16 protein-coding genes and 1 tRNA gene are annotated in these 17,725 nt (G+C 70.0%); 5 read left to right on the top strand and 12 right to left on the bottom strand.

What is annotated here, in order from left to right; genetic code table 11:
• Nucleotides 1–80: 80 nt before the first annotated feature.
• Nucleotides 81–251 carry an RSP_7527 family protein gene (locus DXK32_RS32540; protein WP_205215623.1) on the bottom strand — a complete coding sequence of 57 codons (171 nt, stop codon included), beginning with the start codon at nucleotides 249–251 and terminating at the stop codon, nucleotides 81–83.
• Between the two features lie 444 nt (nucleotides 252–695).
• Between DXK32_RS32540 and DXK32_RS02530 the strand changes: the two genes are divergently transcribed.
• The 3 genes from DXK32_RS02530 to DXK32_RS02520 all read left to right on the top strand — a co-directional run bounded on the left by DXK32_RS02530 (nucleotide 696) and on the right by DXK32_RS02520 (nucleotide 2,563).
• Nucleotides 696–1,379 (top strand): lysozyme inhibitor LprI family protein, encoded by a 684-nt coding sequence (locus tag DXK32_RS02530; RefSeq protein WP_114857074.1) that lies wholly within the window; start codon nucleotides 696–698, stop codon nucleotides 1,377–1,379.
• 181 nt (nucleotides 1,380–1,560) lie between these two features.
• On the top strand, nucleotides 1,561–1,980 hold the full coding sequence (locus DXK32_RS02525) for an organic hydroperoxide resistance protein (protein WP_014241956.1): 420 nt from the start codon (nucleotides 1,561–1,563) through the stop codon (nucleotides 1,978–1,980).
• A gap of 115 nt (nucleotides 1,981–2,095) precedes the next feature.
• Nucleotides 2,096–2,563, top strand: coding sequence for a MarR family winged helix-turn-helix transcriptional regulator (locus tag DXK32_RS02520; protein WP_114857073.1), 468 nt, complete (start codon nucleotides 2,096–2,098; stop codon nucleotides 2,561–2,563).
• A gap of 20 nt (nucleotides 2,564–2,583) precedes the next feature.
• Here DXK32_RS02520 and DXK32_RS02515 read toward each other — a convergent pair whose 3' ends face one another.
• Nucleotides 2,584–3,816: a plasmid replication protein gene (locus DXK32_RS02515; protein ID WP_114857072.1), complete on the bottom strand. Its 1,233-nt coding sequence runs from the start codon at nucleotides 3,814–3,816 to the stop codon at nucleotides 2,584–2,586.
• A 775-nt stretch (nucleotides 3,817–4,591) separates the two neighbouring features.
• On the opposite strand from DXK32_RS02515, the gene DXK32_RS02510 reads away from it, so the two are divergent.
• Entirely contained in the window at nucleotides 4,592–5,494 is a 903-nt protein-coding gene (locus DXK32_RS02510; protein WP_247876936.1) for a helix-turn-helix domain-containing protein, read from the top strand.
• Nucleotides 5,495–5,555: 61 nt separating this feature from the next.
• Nucleotides 5,556–6,188: a hypothetical protein gene (locus DXK32_RS02505; protein WP_348981585.1), complete on the top strand. Its 633-nt coding sequence runs from the start codon at nucleotides 5,556–5,558 to the stop codon at nucleotides 6,186–6,188.
• 22 nt (nucleotides 6,189–6,210) lie between these two features.
• On the opposite strand, the gene DXK32_RS02500 is transcribed toward DXK32_RS02505, so the two are convergent.
• The 10 genes from DXK32_RS02500 to DXK32_RS31975 form a co-directional block, all read right to left on the bottom strand.
• On the bottom strand, nucleotides 6,211–7,251 hold the full coding sequence (locus DXK32_RS02500) for a DctP family TRAP transporter solute-binding subunit (RefSeq protein WP_114857070.1): 1,041 nt from the start codon (nucleotides 7,249–7,251) through the stop codon (nucleotides 6,211–6,213).
• A gap of 15 nt (nucleotides 7,252–7,266) precedes the next feature.
• Nucleotides 7,267–9,408, bottom strand: coding sequence for an adenylate/guanylate cyclase domain-containing protein (locus tag DXK32_RS02495; RefSeq protein ID WP_114857069.1), 2,142 nt, complete (start codon nucleotides 9,406–9,408; stop codon nucleotides 7,267–7,269).
• Between the two features lie 44 nt (nucleotides 9,409–9,452).
• Nucleotides 9,453–9,980: a GNAT family N-acetyltransferase gene (locus DXK32_RS02490; RefSeq protein WP_114857068.1), complete on the bottom strand. Its 528-nt coding sequence runs from the start codon at nucleotides 9,978–9,980 to the stop codon at nucleotides 9,453–9,455.
• Nucleotides 9,977–12,496, bottom strand: a complete 2,520-nt coding sequence (locus DXK32_RS02485; RefSeq protein ID WP_114857067.1) for an MFS transporter — start codon at nucleotides 12,494–12,496, stop codon at nucleotides 9,977–9,979. The genes DXK32_RS02490 and DXK32_RS02485 overlap by 4 nt, the downstream gene beginning before the upstream one ends.
• 2 nt (nucleotides 12,497–12,498) lie before the next feature.
• The gene (locus DXK32_RS02480) at nucleotides 12,499–13,692 is read right to left on the bottom strand and encodes an ABC transporter substrate binding protein (protein ID WP_114857066.1); all 1,194 of its coding nucleotides are present in this window, start codon (nucleotides 13,690–13,692) and stop codon (nucleotides 12,499–12,501) included.
• The gene (gene alr / locus DXK32_RS02475; RefSeq protein WP_114857065.1) at nucleotides 13,689–14,870 is read right to left on the bottom strand and encodes an alanine racemase; all 1,182 of its coding nucleotides are present in this window, start codon (nucleotides 14,868–14,870) and stop codon (nucleotides 13,689–13,691) included. Before alr ends, DXK32_RS02480 begins: the two co-directional genes overlap by 4 nt.
• Nucleotides 14,867–15,931: a patatin-like phospholipase family protein gene (locus tag DXK32_RS02470; protein WP_114857064.1), complete on the bottom strand. Its 1,065-nt coding sequence runs from the start codon at nucleotides 15,929–15,931 to the stop codon at nucleotides 14,867–14,869. The genes alr and DXK32_RS02470 overlap by 4 nt, the downstream gene beginning before the upstream one ends.
• A 72-nt stretch (nucleotides 15,932–16,003) precedes the next feature.
• Nucleotides 16,004–16,750 carry an RNA polymerase sigma factor gene (locus DXK32_RS02465; protein ID WP_114857063.1) on the bottom strand — a complete coding sequence of 249 codons (747 nt, stop codon included), beginning with the start codon at nucleotides 16,748–16,750 and terminating at the stop codon, nucleotides 16,004–16,006.
• A gap of 481 nt (nucleotides 16,751–17,231) precedes the next feature.
• Nucleotides 17,232–17,307 (bottom strand) — tRNA-Trp (locus DXK32_RS02460).
• Nucleotides 17,308–17,484: 177 nt separating this feature from the next.
• Nucleotides 17,485–17,709, bottom strand: coding sequence for a hypothetical protein (locus DXK32_RS31975; protein ID WP_162801040.1), 225 nt, complete (start codon nucleotides 17,707–17,709; stop codon nucleotides 17,485–17,487).
• Nucleotides 17,710–17,725 lie beyond the last annotated feature (16 nt).

Below are 17,725 nucleotides of genomic sequence, written 5' to 3'. Positions count from 1 at the left end.
AAAATTGGTCATATGAGCGGGAAAAAGTCGCGGCCGGACCGTCCGGCCGCGTGCAGGGGGCCTGTGATTTCGGGTGCGCCTCAGCGGGCGGCGGTCAGGCCGCCGTTGGCCGGAGCGCCCGGACGGCTGAAGGCCGCCGCCAGACGGCGGAACAGGCTGCGCAGATAGGCGGCCCGCAGGGCTTCCGCCTGACGGCGGATGTTGCGCAGTTCCGTGGACGACAGGGGATTGGCAAAGCTATCGGCGTTCATGGCTGTCCTCATGGCGGCATCGTGGGCCGCGGTTCGATGGAAAATGTCTCTGGCGGTGCCGCTCGGGCGCCGGGGTCGGCGGCGGGCCGTGAAAGGGGCCTGCGCGATGCCGGCGGAGGGGCGGTGCTGCCTGCCTGGATATATTGACACCGCCTTCCCGAAAGACGACGCGCCGATAACGCATGGCTTCCATTACTATGATGCAGCGCACAACGCAGAATAAAATGGAGCATGATTTTTCAAGAAAGCAAGTCATCGCAGCGCTGCTAAAAGAGTTTATCGCAGCGCTATGACGACGGGAACTTCCGCAGCGCTGCGAAGCGCGGGTGTCCTGCTTGCGAGGTGAGGCGGACACACAGCGGACCGGATGATCCCTGGAGGACGGGTTGACCGCTCGCCGCCGCCACGGCAGAGTCGGGATCCGACCGTCGAAGGGGAATCCGCATGCTCCGCCCAGCGCTGCTCACCCTTGGCCTCCTGGCCCTGCCGACCGCCACCGCCGCCGCGGCGGGCTTCCCCTGTTCCAAGGCCGCCACCGCGACGGAAAAGGCGATCTGCGCCGATCCGGCGCTCTCCGCTCTGGATGGGCGGTTGGCCGCGACGTACCGCACCGCTCTGGAGCGCCTGTCGGGCGCCAGCCCGGAGGATGGTACCGCCGGGGCCGCCGTGAAGGCCGACCAGCGGGCCTGGCTGCGCGACCGCGACTCCTGCGGCGCCGACGCGGCCTGCCTGCGCCGCGCGTATGATGGGCGTATGGCCGTCCTGTCCTTCCGCACCGACCCGGCCGCTCCGCCATCGCCGGTCGCACGCTACGTCGGCCTCTTCGACCATGAGGGGTTCGTCGGCATCGCCGCCATGGCCCTGCGCAACGGGACCGTCGCCGTCAGCGTCAGCGGCGCCGAACCCTCGGCGGGACGCTGGGTGTGCAACTTTTCCGGTGTCGGGCGGCCGGACGACCAGGGGCGGCTGATCGTCGGCACGCCCGATGCGGAAGGCGGCGGCCTGATCCTGGTCGCCGAAAAGGACGGCGGGGTCGTCATCCCCGACCTGGAGCCCAACCGCGCCGCCAGCGGCTACTGGTGCGGCCACAATGGCAGCGTTGTCTGGAGCTACCGGCGCGCGCCCTGACCCCTTTCCCTTGCGAAGCACGTGCCCCGGCGCCATTCCGGCAGTGCATTGCGCGCAATCGAATAGCGCATGGCCAATCACATTGCGCGCAATTCGATTTTACGCAATAGTCCTTCTCGACAACAAGCGGCAACCCGCTTCCCCGATCGAAACGATCCATCTGTTCGAAGGAGTGCAAACCATGAAGATCCTCTACACGACCAAGGCGACGGCCACCGGCGGGCGTGACGGCAAGGCGGAGACCGACGACGGCCTGCTGTCGGTGGCGTTGGCCGCCCCGAAGGAGCTGGGTGGCAAGGGTGGCGCCACCAACCCGGAGCAACTGTTCGCCGCCGGCTATTCGGCCTGCTTCCTTGGCGCCATGAAGTTCGTGGGCAACCGTGACAAGATCACCGTTCCGGCGGACGTGACGGTGACCGCCCAGGTCGGCATCGGCCCGCGCGACGATGGCGAGGGCTTCGGCATCGCGGTGGACCTCACCGTGTCGCTGCCCGGCCTGGACAAGGCGGCGGCCGAGGATCTGGTGGCCCGCGCCCATAAGGTCTGCCCCTACAGCCACGCGACCAAGGGCAACATCGCGGTGAGCACGGCCATCGCGTAACAGGGCGCATAACAGGGTTTCATGCTCGCGGGCGTGTTGCGTGCCATACCCCCATGCGCTATGGGGTCGCGCGCAACAGGCCCGCGACGCGTCCCCGATTGGGAACCCCCGAACGATGAGCACCGAGAACGACAACCCGCTTCTTCTGGCCAACCAGGCCTGCTTCGCCCTCTATTCGGCGAATCTGGCGATGACGCGGGTCTACCGCCCGCTGCTGGAGGCGCTGGAGCTGACCTACCCGCAGTATCTGGTCATGCTTCTCCTCTGGGAGCAGGACGGCCAGACCATGAAGGCGCTGGGAGAACGGCTGCTGCTCGACAGCGGCACGCTGACCCCGTTGCTGAAAAGGCTGGAAGGGCAGGGGCTGGTCACCCGTGGGCGCGACCCGGTGGACGAGCGCTTGGTGCGCATCCACCTGACGCCGCAGGGCACCGCGCTGCGGGAACGGGCGACGGCGCTGCCGGAACACATCGCGGCGGCGGCGAACTGTCCGCTTCCCGACCTCGCCGGACTGCGTGATGCGCTCCTGCGCTTGCGGGACTCGTTGAACACCGCCGCCGAGAACGCCACCGACCGGGACTGAGCCCGGTCGCGGGACTGTCGTCAGCCGGCCTCGGCCATCGGCAGGCGTGGCGGCTCCTCGGTCAGCCGCTTGGCGCGGCGGGCCCGGGTCTCCACCGTCGCGGCGGGGGTGACCGGCACGAAGTCGGTGGGCCGGCGGTCGTCGCCGGTGATCGCCCGCATGGCCGCCACGTTGGCGCTCTCCACCGCCTGCGCCTTGCGCACTTGGGCCAGGAACTTGGCGCTGGGCAGCATCACATAGGTGATCCCCTCGATGCGGGCGCCCACCTTGTCGTAGAGCTTCTCCGCGCTGGTCAGAATGCCTTCCTCGACCAGGGCGTCCACCGCCGAGGTCACCGCGCGCAGCGTGTCGCGGCGGCGGCTCCACACATTCATGCCGCTGTTCTTGATGATCTCGTCGGCCGAGAGCGTCATCGCCTTGGCGCCCAGATCGCCCGGCGCCTCCGCCCCCGAATAGTCGTACTCTGCGCTGAGACGGTTGTAGAGCCAGCGCGACACCGGGCTTTTCAGCCGCATCAGCCATTGGTAGCTGACCGGCTTGAACTCCAGGTTGCGGATGGCCGAGGAGACCAGCGGGTTGAACTGCAGGTGGGTTTCCTCGTCCCCCCCCTCGTCGCCGATCAGATCGGGGCGGGAGCGAATGGCCAGCACCGGGAAAGCCGTGGATTCCAGCAGGTTGGCCCCGCGCCCCTTCTTCACGCCCTCCGCCGGCTTGCCGATGATGATGCGCGAGCGCGCCAGGATGGTCAGCGATTCGCGGATGTCGCGGATCGACAAGGTGTGCCCGACCGCCTTCAACTCACGCTGGATCTCGTAGAGGGTGAAGCGCATCTGGACCTTGTCGCGGTTTTCGCCGCCCAGCGACAGGCGCGAGCGGTCCATGGCGAGGCGGCGCACCACATGCTCCACCACCTGCTCGCGCTCGGCGGGGAAGACCTCGTACTCGATCTCGGTCTGGCCGTCGGCCTGGGCGGTCCCGTCGTCGCGATTGGCCATGTCGCGGCTGACCATCTTGGTCAGACGGGCGGGCTGGATGGTCAGGTGGAAGGTGCTGCCGTGATAGGTGAACTCGCGCTTGATCGACGCGACGAAATTGCCCTTCGCGGGCGCGGTCTCCGCGGACCGTCCGCCGTCGCGCGAGGCGAAGACGTAGCGCGGCGCCAGATCGTACAGCGCGATCAGGTGCGACTGGGAGCGGTCCTCCAGCTCGAACAGAACCAGTTGCAGCGCGCCGGGTGTCGCGATCTTGCTCATCCAATCCCTCCTTGCCCGGCTATGACCATGCGGCGGCCGGCGCGCCCTGACAACCGCTTCGTGACGGGCGACCTCCTTCGGTATGGAGCCTTTGCCCGCGCCTATGGAGTGATAGCCCGCGGATATGGAGTGATAGCCCGCGCTTCTCCGGCATGGCGTTGACGTCTTTCGACTTTGTCCACGACTCCGTCCCCCGGTGCGAATCGCTCTGCGCCGGCAGGGGCCATGGCGCGGAGCAAGGCGCGGGCTATCGCTCCAAGGCTACGAGTCTCCCCGCGAGTCGGAACTCCAGGGGGTGGAGCGGCGAAGCGCGAGCAAAAGCTCCATCCCTTGCTCGCCGCCGGCTTACCACCGGGGACGGGTGAAGAGGACAGGGCGCGGGCAATCGCTCCATATCCGCGGGCTATCACTCCATGATGCGTGGGGGGCTCCCCGCCGAAGCGCGGGCTGTTGCTCCATGCGCCGGCGCTCCAGCCGCGGCCCGTGGCTCCATGTCTCCGACTCCAAGGGCGCGGGCTATCGCTCCAGGGGCGCGGGTTCCCGCTCCAGGATTCCGATTCGGCGGTGAAGCGCGGGCTGTCGCTCCATGGTGGCGGGCAAAGGCTCCAGGAGCGCGGGCCAGGGCTTCAACAGCGCGGGTTACCGCTCCATGCCCGGCTATGGAGCGACAGCCCGCGGTTTGAAGAGCTGGACGCCGCCGGGAATCCTGATCCGCAAAGCCACCGGCCCGCCGTCCGTGCGGAGCCGGTCCCGATTGCCTTGCGGAGACCGCATCATGACACCCCGCGACGACACAGCCATGGACATCCCACCGGATGAGTGTCCACGAGAATCCGGTCCACAGGAATCCGGTCCGCCCGCCGACACCGGGCGGTGGGGCCGGATTCCGGCTTGGTGGCTCGGCCACCCCGCCATCGACGCCGACGGTCTGGCCGTTCTGGCGGCGCTGGCGACCTACGCCAACGCCCGCGGCGAATGCTGGCCGTCCCAGGCGACCCTCGCCACCGCGCTGAAGCGCAGCCGCAGCACGGTGAACCGCATCCTCGGCCATCTCGCCGAATCCGGGGTGATCGAAAGGGAGTCCCGCCGTTCCGCCTCGGGCGGGCGCCTGTCCTGCCGGTACCGGCTGCGGCTGGTTCCCGGCGACGGACCGATTCCGGCGGCGGCCACGGCGGCCACGGCGGAATGCGATCAGACCGGAACACCCCCTGTGCAGCCGCCGGGCAAGGATGTCGCTCCCGCCGACTCCCCATGTGCGCCGGTGCGACAGAAACAGCCGGAATCCGAACAGACTCCGGACTCGCACGCTTCGCGCGGGACCGCTCAGACGGTGCCGGACGGTTGGATGCCGGATGCCGAAGACCGCGCCTGGGCCGAAAGCCGCTTTGCCGGAATCGATCTCGACCGCCACGCCGAGGGATTCCGCCTGCGCTGCCAAGCCCACGGCTACCGCTACCGTGACACCGGAGCCGCCTGGAAAGCCTGGCTGACGCAAGACGCAACCGCCGGCAAGGCGCCGCTGCTCCGCTCGACCGGCCGCGCCACCACCGCAAGGACGGCGCCCGCCGCACCGGTTCCCGAACAGAAGCTCGGCGCCTGGATGGCCGCCGCGGCGAAGCTCAACGCAAGCCACGGCGTCGGCATCACGCCGCAAGCCCACCCGAACGTTTGGAGTTGAAGGACAGGCCATGACCGCACAGCCACGATCCGCCCCACCCGGGGCTCCCAACCGATCGGTCGTGACCCACCTGCCGTCCCGCCCGCCGCTTCCCTTCGATCCCGCCGCCCCTGCCCATGAGCGCGGTTTGGCGCTGGCCTCGGCGCTGCCGGCGCCGCTCAGGACCGTCCTCGCCTCGGGGCTCGTGGAGCGCCGGCCGCGCTTCGGCGACCGTGGGTTCGACGGGGTGACGGAGGACTGGAGCCCGCCGGAAGGGGTGACTGCCCAGCACGCCCTGATGGCGCGGCGGGCGCTCGACGAGTTGACCGGCTCGATTCTCGCCCCGGCGACGCCGGACCATTTGCTGGCCCGCGTCCTGGCCCTGCTCAGCCACTATCCGGCCAAGGGAACCGCGCCGGAGGTGGAGCATCTGGTCGCGCTCGACTGGGCGGAGGATCTCGGGGAGTTCCCGGCCTGGGCGGTCGACGCGGCGGCGCGGACCTGGCGCCGGACGCAGAAATGGCGCCCGTCCATCGCGGAGATGCGGGCGCTGTGCGAGGAGGCCTGCGCGCCGGAATGGGCGCTGGCGCGGCGGCTGTCGGTGATCGCGGCGGCGGGAAGCGCGTCCGGAGACGGGGCGGGCGGGGGGACGGGCCACGGCCGCGCCGGCCGGCTGCGCGCGCTGGCCGGGGGAGCGGTGCGGCGGATGGAATGAGCTGACCGCCCGGCTGCGCCGCCTACGGCGTCCGCTCCTCGCGGATCGCCCGTTCGAAGGCGGCCAGCATTTCCACCCCCTCGGCTCCGAACCGCCGCTCGATGGCCTGCCGCACCGCGGGCTGGGTCACCTTGCGGAACGCGTCCGCCTCGCGCGGGGTCAGCGTGTGGACCTCCATGCGCTGCGCCAGCGGCGGCAGGCCGCGGTCCGAGGATTCGATCAGGCGGCTGAGGCCGCGGCTGGCGACGACGCCCAGCCGGGCGGCGTTCATCACGGCCGCGCGGTCGCTGGGGGCGAGGTCGTCCAGGAACTTGGCGTTCATCACCCAGACATAGGGGAGGAACAGGTGGTTGCTCAGCGTCAGGTGGCGCTGCACCTCGTCGAAGCGGGCGAAGCGGACGATCGGCACCGGGTTCATCTGGCCGTCCACCGCGCCGGTGCCCAGCGCGTTGTAAAGGTCCGACCAGGCGACGTTGACCGGTGTGCCGCCAAGGCTGCCGATCATGATGCGGTGCGTCTCCAGATCCATGGTGCGGATCTTCAGCCCCTTCATGTCCTCGGGCTGGCGGATCGGGCGCTTGGAGTTGGTGATGGTGAACAGCCCGCCCGGATCGCCGAAGCCCAGCACGGCGAGCCCCGCCTTGCGCCGGATCTCCTCGGCCAGCCGGTGGCCGAAGGGGCCGTCGAAGACGTCGTAGGCGTTGGCGACCGAGGAATAGGCGAAGGGCAGGTCGATGACCGCCAGCATCGGGTAGAGCGGCGCCACCCCGCCGACCGAGGAGATGGCCGACTGGATGGTCCCCTGGCGGACCAGCTTCACCGCGTCGCCGTCGCGGCCCATCTGGCCTTCGGGAAAGATCTCCACGCGCACGCGCTTCTCGGTCGCCACCTCCACATGGTTCTTGAAGACGATCGCCATGGCCCCGGCGGTGTTGTCGAAGGCGTCGTTGCGGTTGGGGTGGGCCAGCTTGATGACCGTCTCGGCGGACACCCCGGCGGCGGCGAGCGCCAGCGCCAGTACCGTGCAGGCGGCCAACAGCCGCGCCGTCCATCTGCTTTTCATCGCGTCCTCTTCTGGCTACTTGGTCTTGAAATGCTCGGCGGGGTCCCAGCCGTCGCCGGGCGGATCGGCGATCAGCCGCTCGCAGCGCGCGATGTAGAGCCGGGCGAGCGCCGCCACCTCCGGCTCGTCGGCCAGCGGCCGCAGGAGGTCGAGCGCGGCCGACCAGCGCCGGCCGCGGTAGAGCGAGACGGCGACGTGCCACTGGCGGCACAGGTCATGGGTCTCCGGCGGGCGGGCGAAGGCCGAATGCGGGTCGAGCGCGCCGACCAGTTCGAACAGCTCGATCGGCGCCGACAGGCCCGAGGGCACCGCCAAATCGACGGGACGGAACAGGAAGCGCCCGCGCACCGCCTGCTCCACCGCGCCGGTGACCAGGATGCTGGTGCCGTAGACCTTGTTCAGCCCCTCGATGCGCGAGGCGAGGTTCACGTGGGAGCCCAGCGCCGTGTACTGCATGCGGTCGGAAGAGCCGACATTGCCCACCACCACCTCCCCCAGATGCAGGCCGAAGCGGGTCGGCATCGGCGGCATGCCGGCGGCGAGGCAGGCGTCGTTGATGGCGCGGTTGACCGACAGGCAGCCGAGCGCGGCAAGGCAGGCGTGCTCCGCATGGTCGGGGTCGGGGCGCGGCGCGTTCCAGAAGGCCATGATGGCGTCGCCGATGAACTTGTCCACGGTGCCGCCATGGCCGTGGATGCAGGCGGTCATCCGCTCGAAATAGGTGGTCAGCCGGTCCAGCACCTGCTGCGGCGGCATGGACTCGCTGGTGGCGGTGAAACCGGCGATGTCGCTGAACAGGATGCTGAGGGGGCGCGTCTCGCCGCCCAGCTCGCCGCCGTCGCCGGTCACGATGATGTCGCGCACCAGCGCCTTCGGCACATAGGCGCCGAAGCGGCGCAGCCCGCCCTTCATGGCCTCCACGGCGCCGGCCAGCTCCGCCACCTCCTGCACGCGGGTGCGGACGGCGAAGCGGCCGGTCAGGTCGAAATGGCGGATGCGCTTGGTCTCCGACACGATGTCCTGCATCGGGCGGGTCAGCCGGTGCGACAGCCAGAGCAGCAGCAGGACCGACACCGCCAGCAGCCCGGCGCCGATCACGACGATGCGGTAGGTGGCGCGGCGCAGCGAACCGACGAACTCGTCCACCTCCACCGCCACGCCGACGGTCCAGCCGCTGCCGATCCCGTCGGCCAGGGTCGCGAACTCGACGATGTAGTCGCGGCCCTGCGGCCCCAGCGGGGCGATGAAGCGGTCGCCGGCCCCGCCGTTGCGGCGCTCCACCGCCTCGGCCAGCACCGGGTCGGGGAAGGACGCGGTGGTGTGGAGCGACGCCGTCGCGCTGTCGCCGCCGACCAGCAGGTCGGCCCGGTTGTGGCAGATCACCCGCCCGTTGCCGTCGATCACGAACACCGCCCCGGACGGCCCGATGCGCAGGGCGTCCAACCGGGCCGCCAGCCGGTCCAGCGAGACGTCGGCCCCGATGGTGCCGATGGGCACCCCGTCGTCGGTGGCCATCCGGTAGGAGACGGTGACCACCGGCCGGCGGGTCGCCGGCAGGACGAAGGCGTCGGACATCACCGCCACGCCCGCCTTCTGCGCCGCCACGTACCAGGGGGCGGTGCGCGGGTCCTCCGTCGTCTCCGTCCGCTCCACGCCGGTGACCTGCCCCCAGGAGCGCAGATAGAAATAGGAGTCGGCGAACCGGCCGGAGCTGGCGTCCTGCATGCGCAGGGCGAGCGCGCTCCCCGGTGGCGGCGCGGCGGGGCCGAAGCGTCCGCCGTCTGGCGCCAGCCGCGCCATCTGGAAGAAGGCGCCGTCCCCGGCGAAGCCGACATAGAGGGAGGCGAGCTGCGGCAGGGTGGCCAGGGCGTCGGAGAAGTAGCGCAGCGATTCGATGCGCCTCAGCCCGTTCCGGTCGATCCGCCCGAACCCGGCCATCGCCTCGGCGACGCGGGCCACCGGGCTGACCAGACCGTTCAGGTCGTTGGTGACCGTCTGGGTGGTGCGCGCGATGGACTGCGAGGCCACTTCCAGCGCGGTGCGGGAATTCTCGTGGTAGAGATAGCTGAGCATCACCGCGATCAGCGGCACCGTCGTCAGCAGGAAGACCAGCGCGATTCCCACGCGCAGGCGTATCCGGTACGGCGTCTGGGACATCGGGCGGTCTCCGGAGGGCCAGGGGAGCAGGGACAAGGGGAGCCTCAGCCGCCGGCCGGGGCGGACAGGTCTCGGACGAAGAGGAGGCGGTCGTGCCCGTCGTGCTTGGGCTTGCGCGCGAACACGCGCATGCCGACCGACAGCATCCCGCGCACGCTCGCGGTGTTCTCGGGCCGGACGGTGGCGAACCAGTAGCGGTGCCGGCCCGGCGTCAGGACCCCTTGTGCGGCGGTTTCGATCAGGCGCCGGTGCAGACCCTGCCCGCGCCGGTCCGGATGCACCAGGATGCCGGTGAAGTGCAGAGCCTGGTCGAGATCCCCGTCCGGAAGGCCGTAATCGCGGCCCAGATTGTGGGAGGCCCGGCCGGGAAACTGCACGGCGAGGAAAGCGGCGAGCGCATGGTCGGTCACAGCCCCGAGGACCACCCCGTGCCCCTCCGCCGGCCCGGCAAGCATGTCGGACAGCTCGGCCGCGGTGAGCGGGTGCATCAGCGGGCCGCAGGCCTCCCGCTGCAACGCCAGGACGGCGCCCAGCGCGTCCGGGGTCAGGAGGGCGAAGCACAGGCCGGTCATCGTCCGCCCTCCGTCCGCGCCCGCCCGATGCGGTGCGGGACGGTCCGCCGCCAGGTCAGCAGGGCGAAGAGCAGCAGGCTTCCGGCCAGCAGCCCGCCGATCACCCCCACCCCCTCCGGCCCGGCGCCCAGCGGGACGGCGGCGGCCAGCGTGCCGAACAGCAGCGGCCCGGCGGCCTGCCCGAGCTTGCGGGTGTTGACGTGCAGGGCCAGCACGGAATCGCGTCGCCGCGCCTCGCGCGCCGCCAGAAGCTCGGCATGGCGGATCTGGGCGGACAGCCCGAAGCTTTCCGCGAGGCCGATCAGGAACACCGTGGCGAAGGCCGTCCACAGCGACGCCTGGAGGCCGAACAGCGCCAGCGCCCCGGCGATCATCGCCGCCGACAGCAGGGTCACCCCCGGGATCGGAAGGCGCTGCGCCGCCATCCGGGTCAGCAACGGCCCGGCCAGCACGACGCACAGGCCGTGCAGCAGGTAGGCGCGGCCCACCGTCGCCGACGACAGGCCGAGGTCCGCGATGAACAGCGGCAGGTAGAAGGGCAGGAACATCGCCGCCACCGCGGTGGGCAGGGAGATCAGCGCCAGGAACAGCGGCACCTTGATGCGCCGCCGGCGCGGGTGAACCGTCCCGCATGGCGTGGGAACCGCCGCGGGCGCGCAGTGCGTGTCCGGCGGCACGGCTCCGGGCAGGCGGGGGATGCCGAAGGCGGTGTAGAGCAGCCCGGCGACCGGAATCAGGGCGCCCGCGGCGAACACCGTCACCGGGCCGTAGGTGGTGGAGAGCAGGGCGCCCGACACCGCCCCGCAGTTGACCCCGGCGTACATGCCGGCGAACAGGCCGGGTTGCAGGGCGGAACTGTCGGCAACACCCCGCAGCCGCCCGATCAGGGCGTTCGCGGCGATCAGCCCGGCCATGCCGCCCGCCCCGCCCAGCCCGCGGGCCACCACGAACAGCAGCGGGTCGGCGGCGGCCGCCGCCGCCGCGGCCAGAGCCATCCCCGCCGCCGTCGCCGCGAAGCCAGCCAGCGAGACCGCCCGCCAGCCGACTCGTCCGGTCAGCCGTCCGGCGGCCAGCGCCGCGACGACCCCGCACAGCATCTCCGCCGTCAGGGGCGCCGCGGCGACCTGGGGCGGCGACAGCAGGGGAAAGGGGTTCCCGCCGAAACTGGTCATCAGCAGCGGCACGAAGGACACCGGCAGGAAGGCGCCGAAATACATCAGAAAAGCCGAGAAGCGGATGGAGCCCGCGAAATCACCGGTCGCGCCCGACACGGGCCTTGCCGGTTCGGCCCGCCCGTTTCCGGTGCGGCGGGCCATCCGCGTCCGTCCGCCGAGCACGCGGTCCATCTCGAACATGAACAGAAGCGAGGTGACGAGGATGGTCGCCATGTCCAGCCCGAACTCGGTCAGCTGGGCGGCCACCCGGTCGCCATCCACCACGGCCACAAGCTCGCGCCCCTCGCCGCCGCGGTCCTGGGCGAGCGGCCAGCGCAGCGTCACGTCCGGCATGTCCGACAGGAAGGGGACACCGCCCACGATGTGGCGGGCGTCGTGACTCGGCGGGGTAATGCCGGGGAGGGCCAGCTCGATGGACTGCAGGGTGGGCATGCTGGCGCGGATGCGCTCGAAATAGCCGTCCACCCCGGCCAGCGACCCATAGTCCAGTCCGCGCCGGACCACCGACTCGACGTCGTTGCGGATCATCCGGGCGACGATCTGGGTCGCCTGTTCGGCGGCATCCAGATGGGCGGTGGAGATCAGCGTGTAGCATTCCGCCGCCGCCGCGGTCTGGGCGGCCAGCATCGCGCCGAGCGCCAGCAGCCGGCGCAGGCGCTCCAGGCGGACCCGTCGTGCCTCCGGCGCGCGGCGCAGCCCGAAGGCCATCGCCAGCCCGGTCAGGCCGAGGAAGCCGACCGTTCCCAGCCCCGTCCACAGGAGTTGCGGCAGGGTGCGGTCGCGGAAGTCCTCCACCCGGTCGTCGACCCGGGCGCTGTCGGATTGGACGATGAGAAAGCCGGCGGGAGCGTCGGCGGTCCGTCCGTCCCGCTCGGCCTCGCCGGGATTGCGGATCGGCAGATAGAGGCTGTAGGTGCCGTGGTCGGGCTCGTGCCGGAACCAATGGGGACGCCGCTCCAGCTCCGCGCGGGCGCGGCGCAGGGTGGCCTCCTCCATCGGCTCCACCGGTCGGCCCTTGGCGGTGGCGACGACGCGCCCGTCGGCCACCGCCACCCCGATCCCCCGCGCCCAGGGCAGATTGGCGGCAAGCTGGTCGAGAATCGCTTCCAGCCCGTAGAAATCGTCCAACGGCTTGCCGTAGCCCAGTGCGTCCTGGACGTTCTCCACGGTCTTGCCGCCGACCACCGCGAAGGCGGCCATCAGCGTGCCCGCGTAATTCTGGCGGAAGGACCCGAGATTGATGCTCAGGCTGAAGGCCAGGGTCACCCCGACCAGAAGCACCGACACCAGGAAGGCGCGGAGGGGGCCGGAGCGGCCGGACGGGGCGCCGGGTGAGGCCATGGCTAGAGCACTCCGTGCAGTGAATCCGCCGCCAGCAGGGCCGGGAAGGGGATGCGGTAGCCGATGGTGGCCGCGGTCGCGGCGTTCCAGGCGATGGACGGGGTGTCGAAATAGACCTGCGGCAGGTGGCGCAGCGGCTCGCCGGCCATGACGCGGGCCAGGGTGGCGGCGCCAAAATGGCCGATGCCCGCCATGTCGGCGCGGGCGATGCTCATCAGCGCGCCGCGCTCCACCTCCTCGGGGCCGAGTTGAGAGAAGGTCGGGATGCGCCGTTTCAGGAAGGGTCGGGCCAGCGCGGTGAAGCGGTCCAGCGGCCAACGCCCGTAGGTGATGTAGACGGCCTCGGCCTCGCGCGACAGCCCGTCCCAGGCGGCGGTCAGATCAACCTCGTAGCGGTACTGGTCGAGATGGTCGATCGGCGCGCGGACATGCCGGCGCACCAGCGCGAAGCCGAGCCGCTCGGCCGTCGCCTCGATGTCGGGCAGCGAGGCGATGGCCCGCCCCGTCGGGCTGTCGTCGTAGGCGATGCCCAGCCGCCGGAACCCGAAGGTCTTGTGGAAGATGGAGAGCTGGCGCTGGAAGCGCCGCGGGTCGAGATGCGCCCACACATGATCGCGCCCGGTGTCGGTCTCCGACTCGACGATCCCGGCGGCGATCGGGTTGGTGCAGGAGAAGGCGAGGACCGGCACCCGGTGGGCGTCGGTCGCCAGGGCGACCCCGGCCACCGTCCCCATGACGATCATCAGGTCGATGTCGGGCGGGTCCTGCAGGCGCCTCACCAGCGCGGCGGCGCCCTCGGCCGTCAGATTGGTGGCGTGAGCGTCGGCAACGAACTCCAGAACCGGACTGCCGGCTCGGGCGGCCAGCCAGGACCACAGGGCCGCGGTGTCGGTCTGGCCCGGACGGTAGGGCATGCCGGTCAGTTCGCCGGTCCAGCCCATCCGCTCCAGCTCGCCCAGGATGGCAGCGAGGGTCGCGGCGTAGTTGCCGTAGGGCATGGATTCGGCGTAGCCGACGCGCCAGCGCCGCGGCACGTCCCGGACCGAGGGGAGCGGTCGGGGGGCGGCCAGCACCGTGGCCGGCGGGCAGAGGGCGCCGAGGCTGGCGCCGAGACCGGCGGCGGCGGCGCCGGCCATCCAGCCGCGGCGGGTGATCGCCGTGGCTCCGGGGGCGTCGGAGGAGGAATGCGGGCTCATTCCGGCTGCTCCTCTCCCGTGGCGCCGGTCCGGTAACGGCGGACGACCCGCGGTCCGAGAAGCGGGACCGCGCTGGGCCGCAGCCCGGACCGCGCCGCGATGTCCTCCACCGTGATCCGGTGATCGCCCTGCCGCCCGATCAGGACCGCCTCGTCGCCCGGCTGGACGCCGGGGATGTCCGTCAGGTCGGCCAGAAGGCCGCTCATGAAGGGGCGCGCCAGGATCGGCGCCGGGCGGCCACGGATCAGCAGCACTCCGCCGGCAAGCCGGTGCAGATGGTGTCCGTCGGAGAAGCCGAAGGGCAGGACCGCCACCGGTATGCGCCGGGGCGCCGCGCTGGCGGCGGCGTAGTCAGCGACGTCGCCCGGCTCCAGCGCGGTCACGCGGGTGACGCGGGCCTTCAGGCTCATCACCGGGGCGAGGGGGAGGGGCGACTCACCGTCCACCATGCGGATGCCGAACAGGGCGGCTCCGCACCGCACCGCCGTGCAACCGATGCGCGCCGCGGCCGCGGTCAGCAGGGGCCGGCCGAGCGCCGGGCTGCTGAGCGCGTGGACCAGCGGCGGCAGCAGCCCGGCGGCCCGAGCCACGTCGACCGCCTCGCCGAACCGCTCCAGCTCCGCCAGGCCGCCGTCCTCATAGGGGCCGTAGGCGCCGGACAGGTGGGTGTAGAGCCCCTCCAGCCGCAGCGTCGGCGCGCTGGCGACCGCGGCCAGCAGGTCGGTCAGGTCCGCCTGCGGCGCCCCGAAGCCGGCGAAGCCGGTGTTCACCCGGACATGCACATCGACCGTCCGGCCGGCGCGGTTGGCGGCGGTGGCGAGCGCCCGCGCCTCGATCAGGCTGGTCACGGTGGCGCCCAGCCGGTGCAGGGCGGGCAGCCGGAGCTGGCTGGACAGCGGTGGGTCGATGACCAGGATGGGGGCCGTGACTCCGGCCCGCCGCAGGGTGATGCCCTCGCCCATGTCGGCCACCGCCAGCCCGTCGACCCCGAACCGCTGGAGCGCCCGCCCGACCGGTCCGGCGCCGTGGCCGTAGGCGTCCGCCTTGACCACCCCAAGGACCGCCTGACCGGGGGGAAGGCCGCGGCGCAGCCGTTCCAGGTTCCGGCCGAGGGCGTGCAGATCGATGTCCGCCCAGGCGGTGGTGCTGCCCCGCCGGCCCGTCCGCGTTCCCGTCATGCAAGGAACTTCGCGCTGATGTCGGTCGAGGATTCCCGGCCGATCTTGTCGAAATGCTGATCCAGGAACTCCTCGGCCTTGTGGCGGCCCGTTTCGAACATGTAGGTCAGGAAGTCCCAGTCGGCGTTCAGCTTGCTGGTGACGCCCAGCTTCTCCACCACCTCTTCGGCGTCGACGGTGTGGATGTGCATCTTCTTGTGCTTGTCGGGGCTCAGCTCGCCGGCATCGATCAGCTTGGAGACGAAGTCGACGACGCGCAGCTCGCGCATCATGCTGGAGTTGAAGCTGAGCGTGTTGACGCGGTCCATGATCTCGCGGGCGGTGCGCGGCGGCACCGGCACGCGGACGGGGTTGATCTGGACGATCAGGATGTCGCGGCTGTCGCACTGGTCGATCAGCGGGAACAGCGGCGGGTTTCCGGAATAGCCGCCGTCCCAGTAGAAGGCGTTGCCGACCTGCACCGCCTGGAACAGAAAGGGCAGGCAGGCCGAGGCGAGCACCGCGTCCACCGAGATGTCCTTGGGGCCGAACACCTTCAGCCGGCCGGCGCAGACGTCGGTCGCCGCGATGAAGGTCTTGCAGGCCGGCGCCTTGCGCAACCGCTTGAAGTCCACCACGTCCGACAGCACGTCGCGCAGCGGGTTCATGTTCATCGGGTTCAGCTCGTACGGCGACATCATGCGCGACAGCGCGTCGAACATCTGCCAGAGCGGGGAAAAGTCCATGTTCCCCTTGCTGAACATCTTGTCGAGCGGGGTCGGCTGAAGCGGACCCTTCTTCGCCTCGTCGGAAATGCGGCGCCAGAACTCGCGCAGCTTGCTCCGCGCCCCCTCGGGACCGCCGATGGTCAGGCCGTAGGCGGTGACAGCGCAGTTCATGGCGCCGGCGCTGGTTCCGACGATGCCGTCGATGGTCAGGCGCCCGTCCTCCAGGATGCGATCGAGCACGCCCCAGGTGAAGGAGCCGTGGGCGCCGCCCCCCTGGAGCGCGAGGTTGATCGGCTTGGCGCTCTTGCGGTTGGCGGGCTGGACGGCGGGGGCGGGCATGGTCTGGTCGGGCATGGATGGCTCCGGTCGTGGAAATCGTTGAGCGAAAGCGTCGTGGAAAAGGTCGCGCTCGGGTGGCGATGCTGGTCAGAGCGCCGGCTTCATCGTCTTGGATGGCGGAGTGGTGGAGGGCTTGGGCGGACGCGTTCTGGTCAGCACGCCGTGCTTGGTCGCGCGCCGCGACTGCGGCGTGTCGGGGGGCGGCTTCGCCAGCAGGTCGCGATGGTCGGGAACCGCGCTGCGCAGGTAGCTGCGGATCTGCTGAATCCATTTGCGCGCCAGCTCTTCGGAGATCGACAGCTCGGCGGCGATGTCCGCGTAGGGCTGCTCCTCGATGAAGCGCATGCGGGCGGCCTGGCGCATCCGCTCGTCCCGGATGCCGTCGAGCGACTCCAGAACCTTGGCGAGCAGGGCGCGGTCGGCGTTGGTGCGTTCCGGGTCCATGGCGTCCCGGCCGCTGGTCCCGTCGGCGATGGAGGCGATTTCGACGAGGGAGCCGACCAGGACGGGATGGCGCTGGTGGGCGCGGTGCCGGTCGATGAAGTGGTTGATGGCGGTGCGGCGCAGCCAGGTGCGCGTCTTGATGATGGATCGCGCGTAGAGGGGAAGGGCTTCCGACAGATTGATGCAGAGCCCGCTCAAGCAGTCGTGGATCTCCTGCCTGTTTCCTTTGCACAACCTGTGATACGTCCAAAACAGGTCGGTGTAGTGGCGGCACCAGAAGACCCAGAAAGCCGTCTGATCCCGGGTCGCGATGCGCTCCAGAAGGCCGGAATCGTCCAGCTCGTGGAGATTTTCCCCCGTATGGGAGTGAAGCCGGGGTGATCCAGCCATGGACAGGGAAGGCCAGGAGCGTTTCGGTTCCCGCCGCCGGTCCAACGCCGATCCGGTGGGGGCGCCCCCCAGAGGTTGCATTCTTTGCTGCATATGACGTCCCTTGCGCGTTTAGCTCAAGGGACGCTCGCCAAGTTCTATGCGTGAACGAAATGGATATACTTTTTTTCGAAATACCTATGTATTTCGTACGATCTTATCTAAAAAATGGCCGATCAAAACGCAACCGCACTATGTCTTGATAATCAAGCCATGGCTATACGCGCGCATACAGGCGCGTCGGTTCTATCGGTTGGTGTCGAAGGATGGCGAAGCGGCTAGTAACGCCGTGCGGCAGCGGGCCGTTTAGAAGAGTGAGGATGAAGATTTATTAACCAAAAGAACACAATCCTCGGCTCCGATGCCGATGAGTGTTTCGAAAATTCCACATTTCAGGAAATTGGCGCTGCCACGCGCGGGGCCATTCGAATTCTGTGTCGAATGGCAGGAGTGGAGGGGCTCGAACCCCCAACCCCCGGTTTTGGAGACCGGTGCTCTACCAATTGAGCTACACTCCTGTCGCCGCCTTGCAGCGGGAAGCCGCTTGTAGGCGATTTCCGGGCCGTGCACCAGAGGAAAATTGCGACGATCGTGTTTGGAGCGCGCTCTCACCGCAGCGACAAGGGGCTTGGCGGTGAAGCGCGCCAGCATGGCCGCCGCCGGCGTGTAACACGGGCGACGGGGAAAGAAAAAATTTACCAAGGAACGTTGCGTTCTGACACAAAACGAATAACGTCCGCGTCCCGGCGGCAGAATTCGTCTTCTTTTGAAAATATAGATTTCAATTTTAAAATATAATGCGGCGGCAATGTCAGGATCTCCGGAGCCGCTTGGCCGAGTGCGACCGGATGCGGCGTGCGGACAAGCTCGGGAACTTCTCCCCTCCCGGTCTTGCCGGCGTCGATCGAGGTCCGGGCCATCCGGTGTCTGAAGGCC

It is taken from the genome of Azospirillum brasilense, assembly GCF_003349955.1.
Lineage (GTDB): Bacteria > Pseudomonadota > Alphaproteobacteria > Azospirillales > Azospirillaceae > Azospirillum > Azospirillum brasilense_B.
The sequence above is the reverse complement of the archived record's forward strand: the minus strand, read 5'-3'. Positions and strand labels throughout refer to the sequence as shown.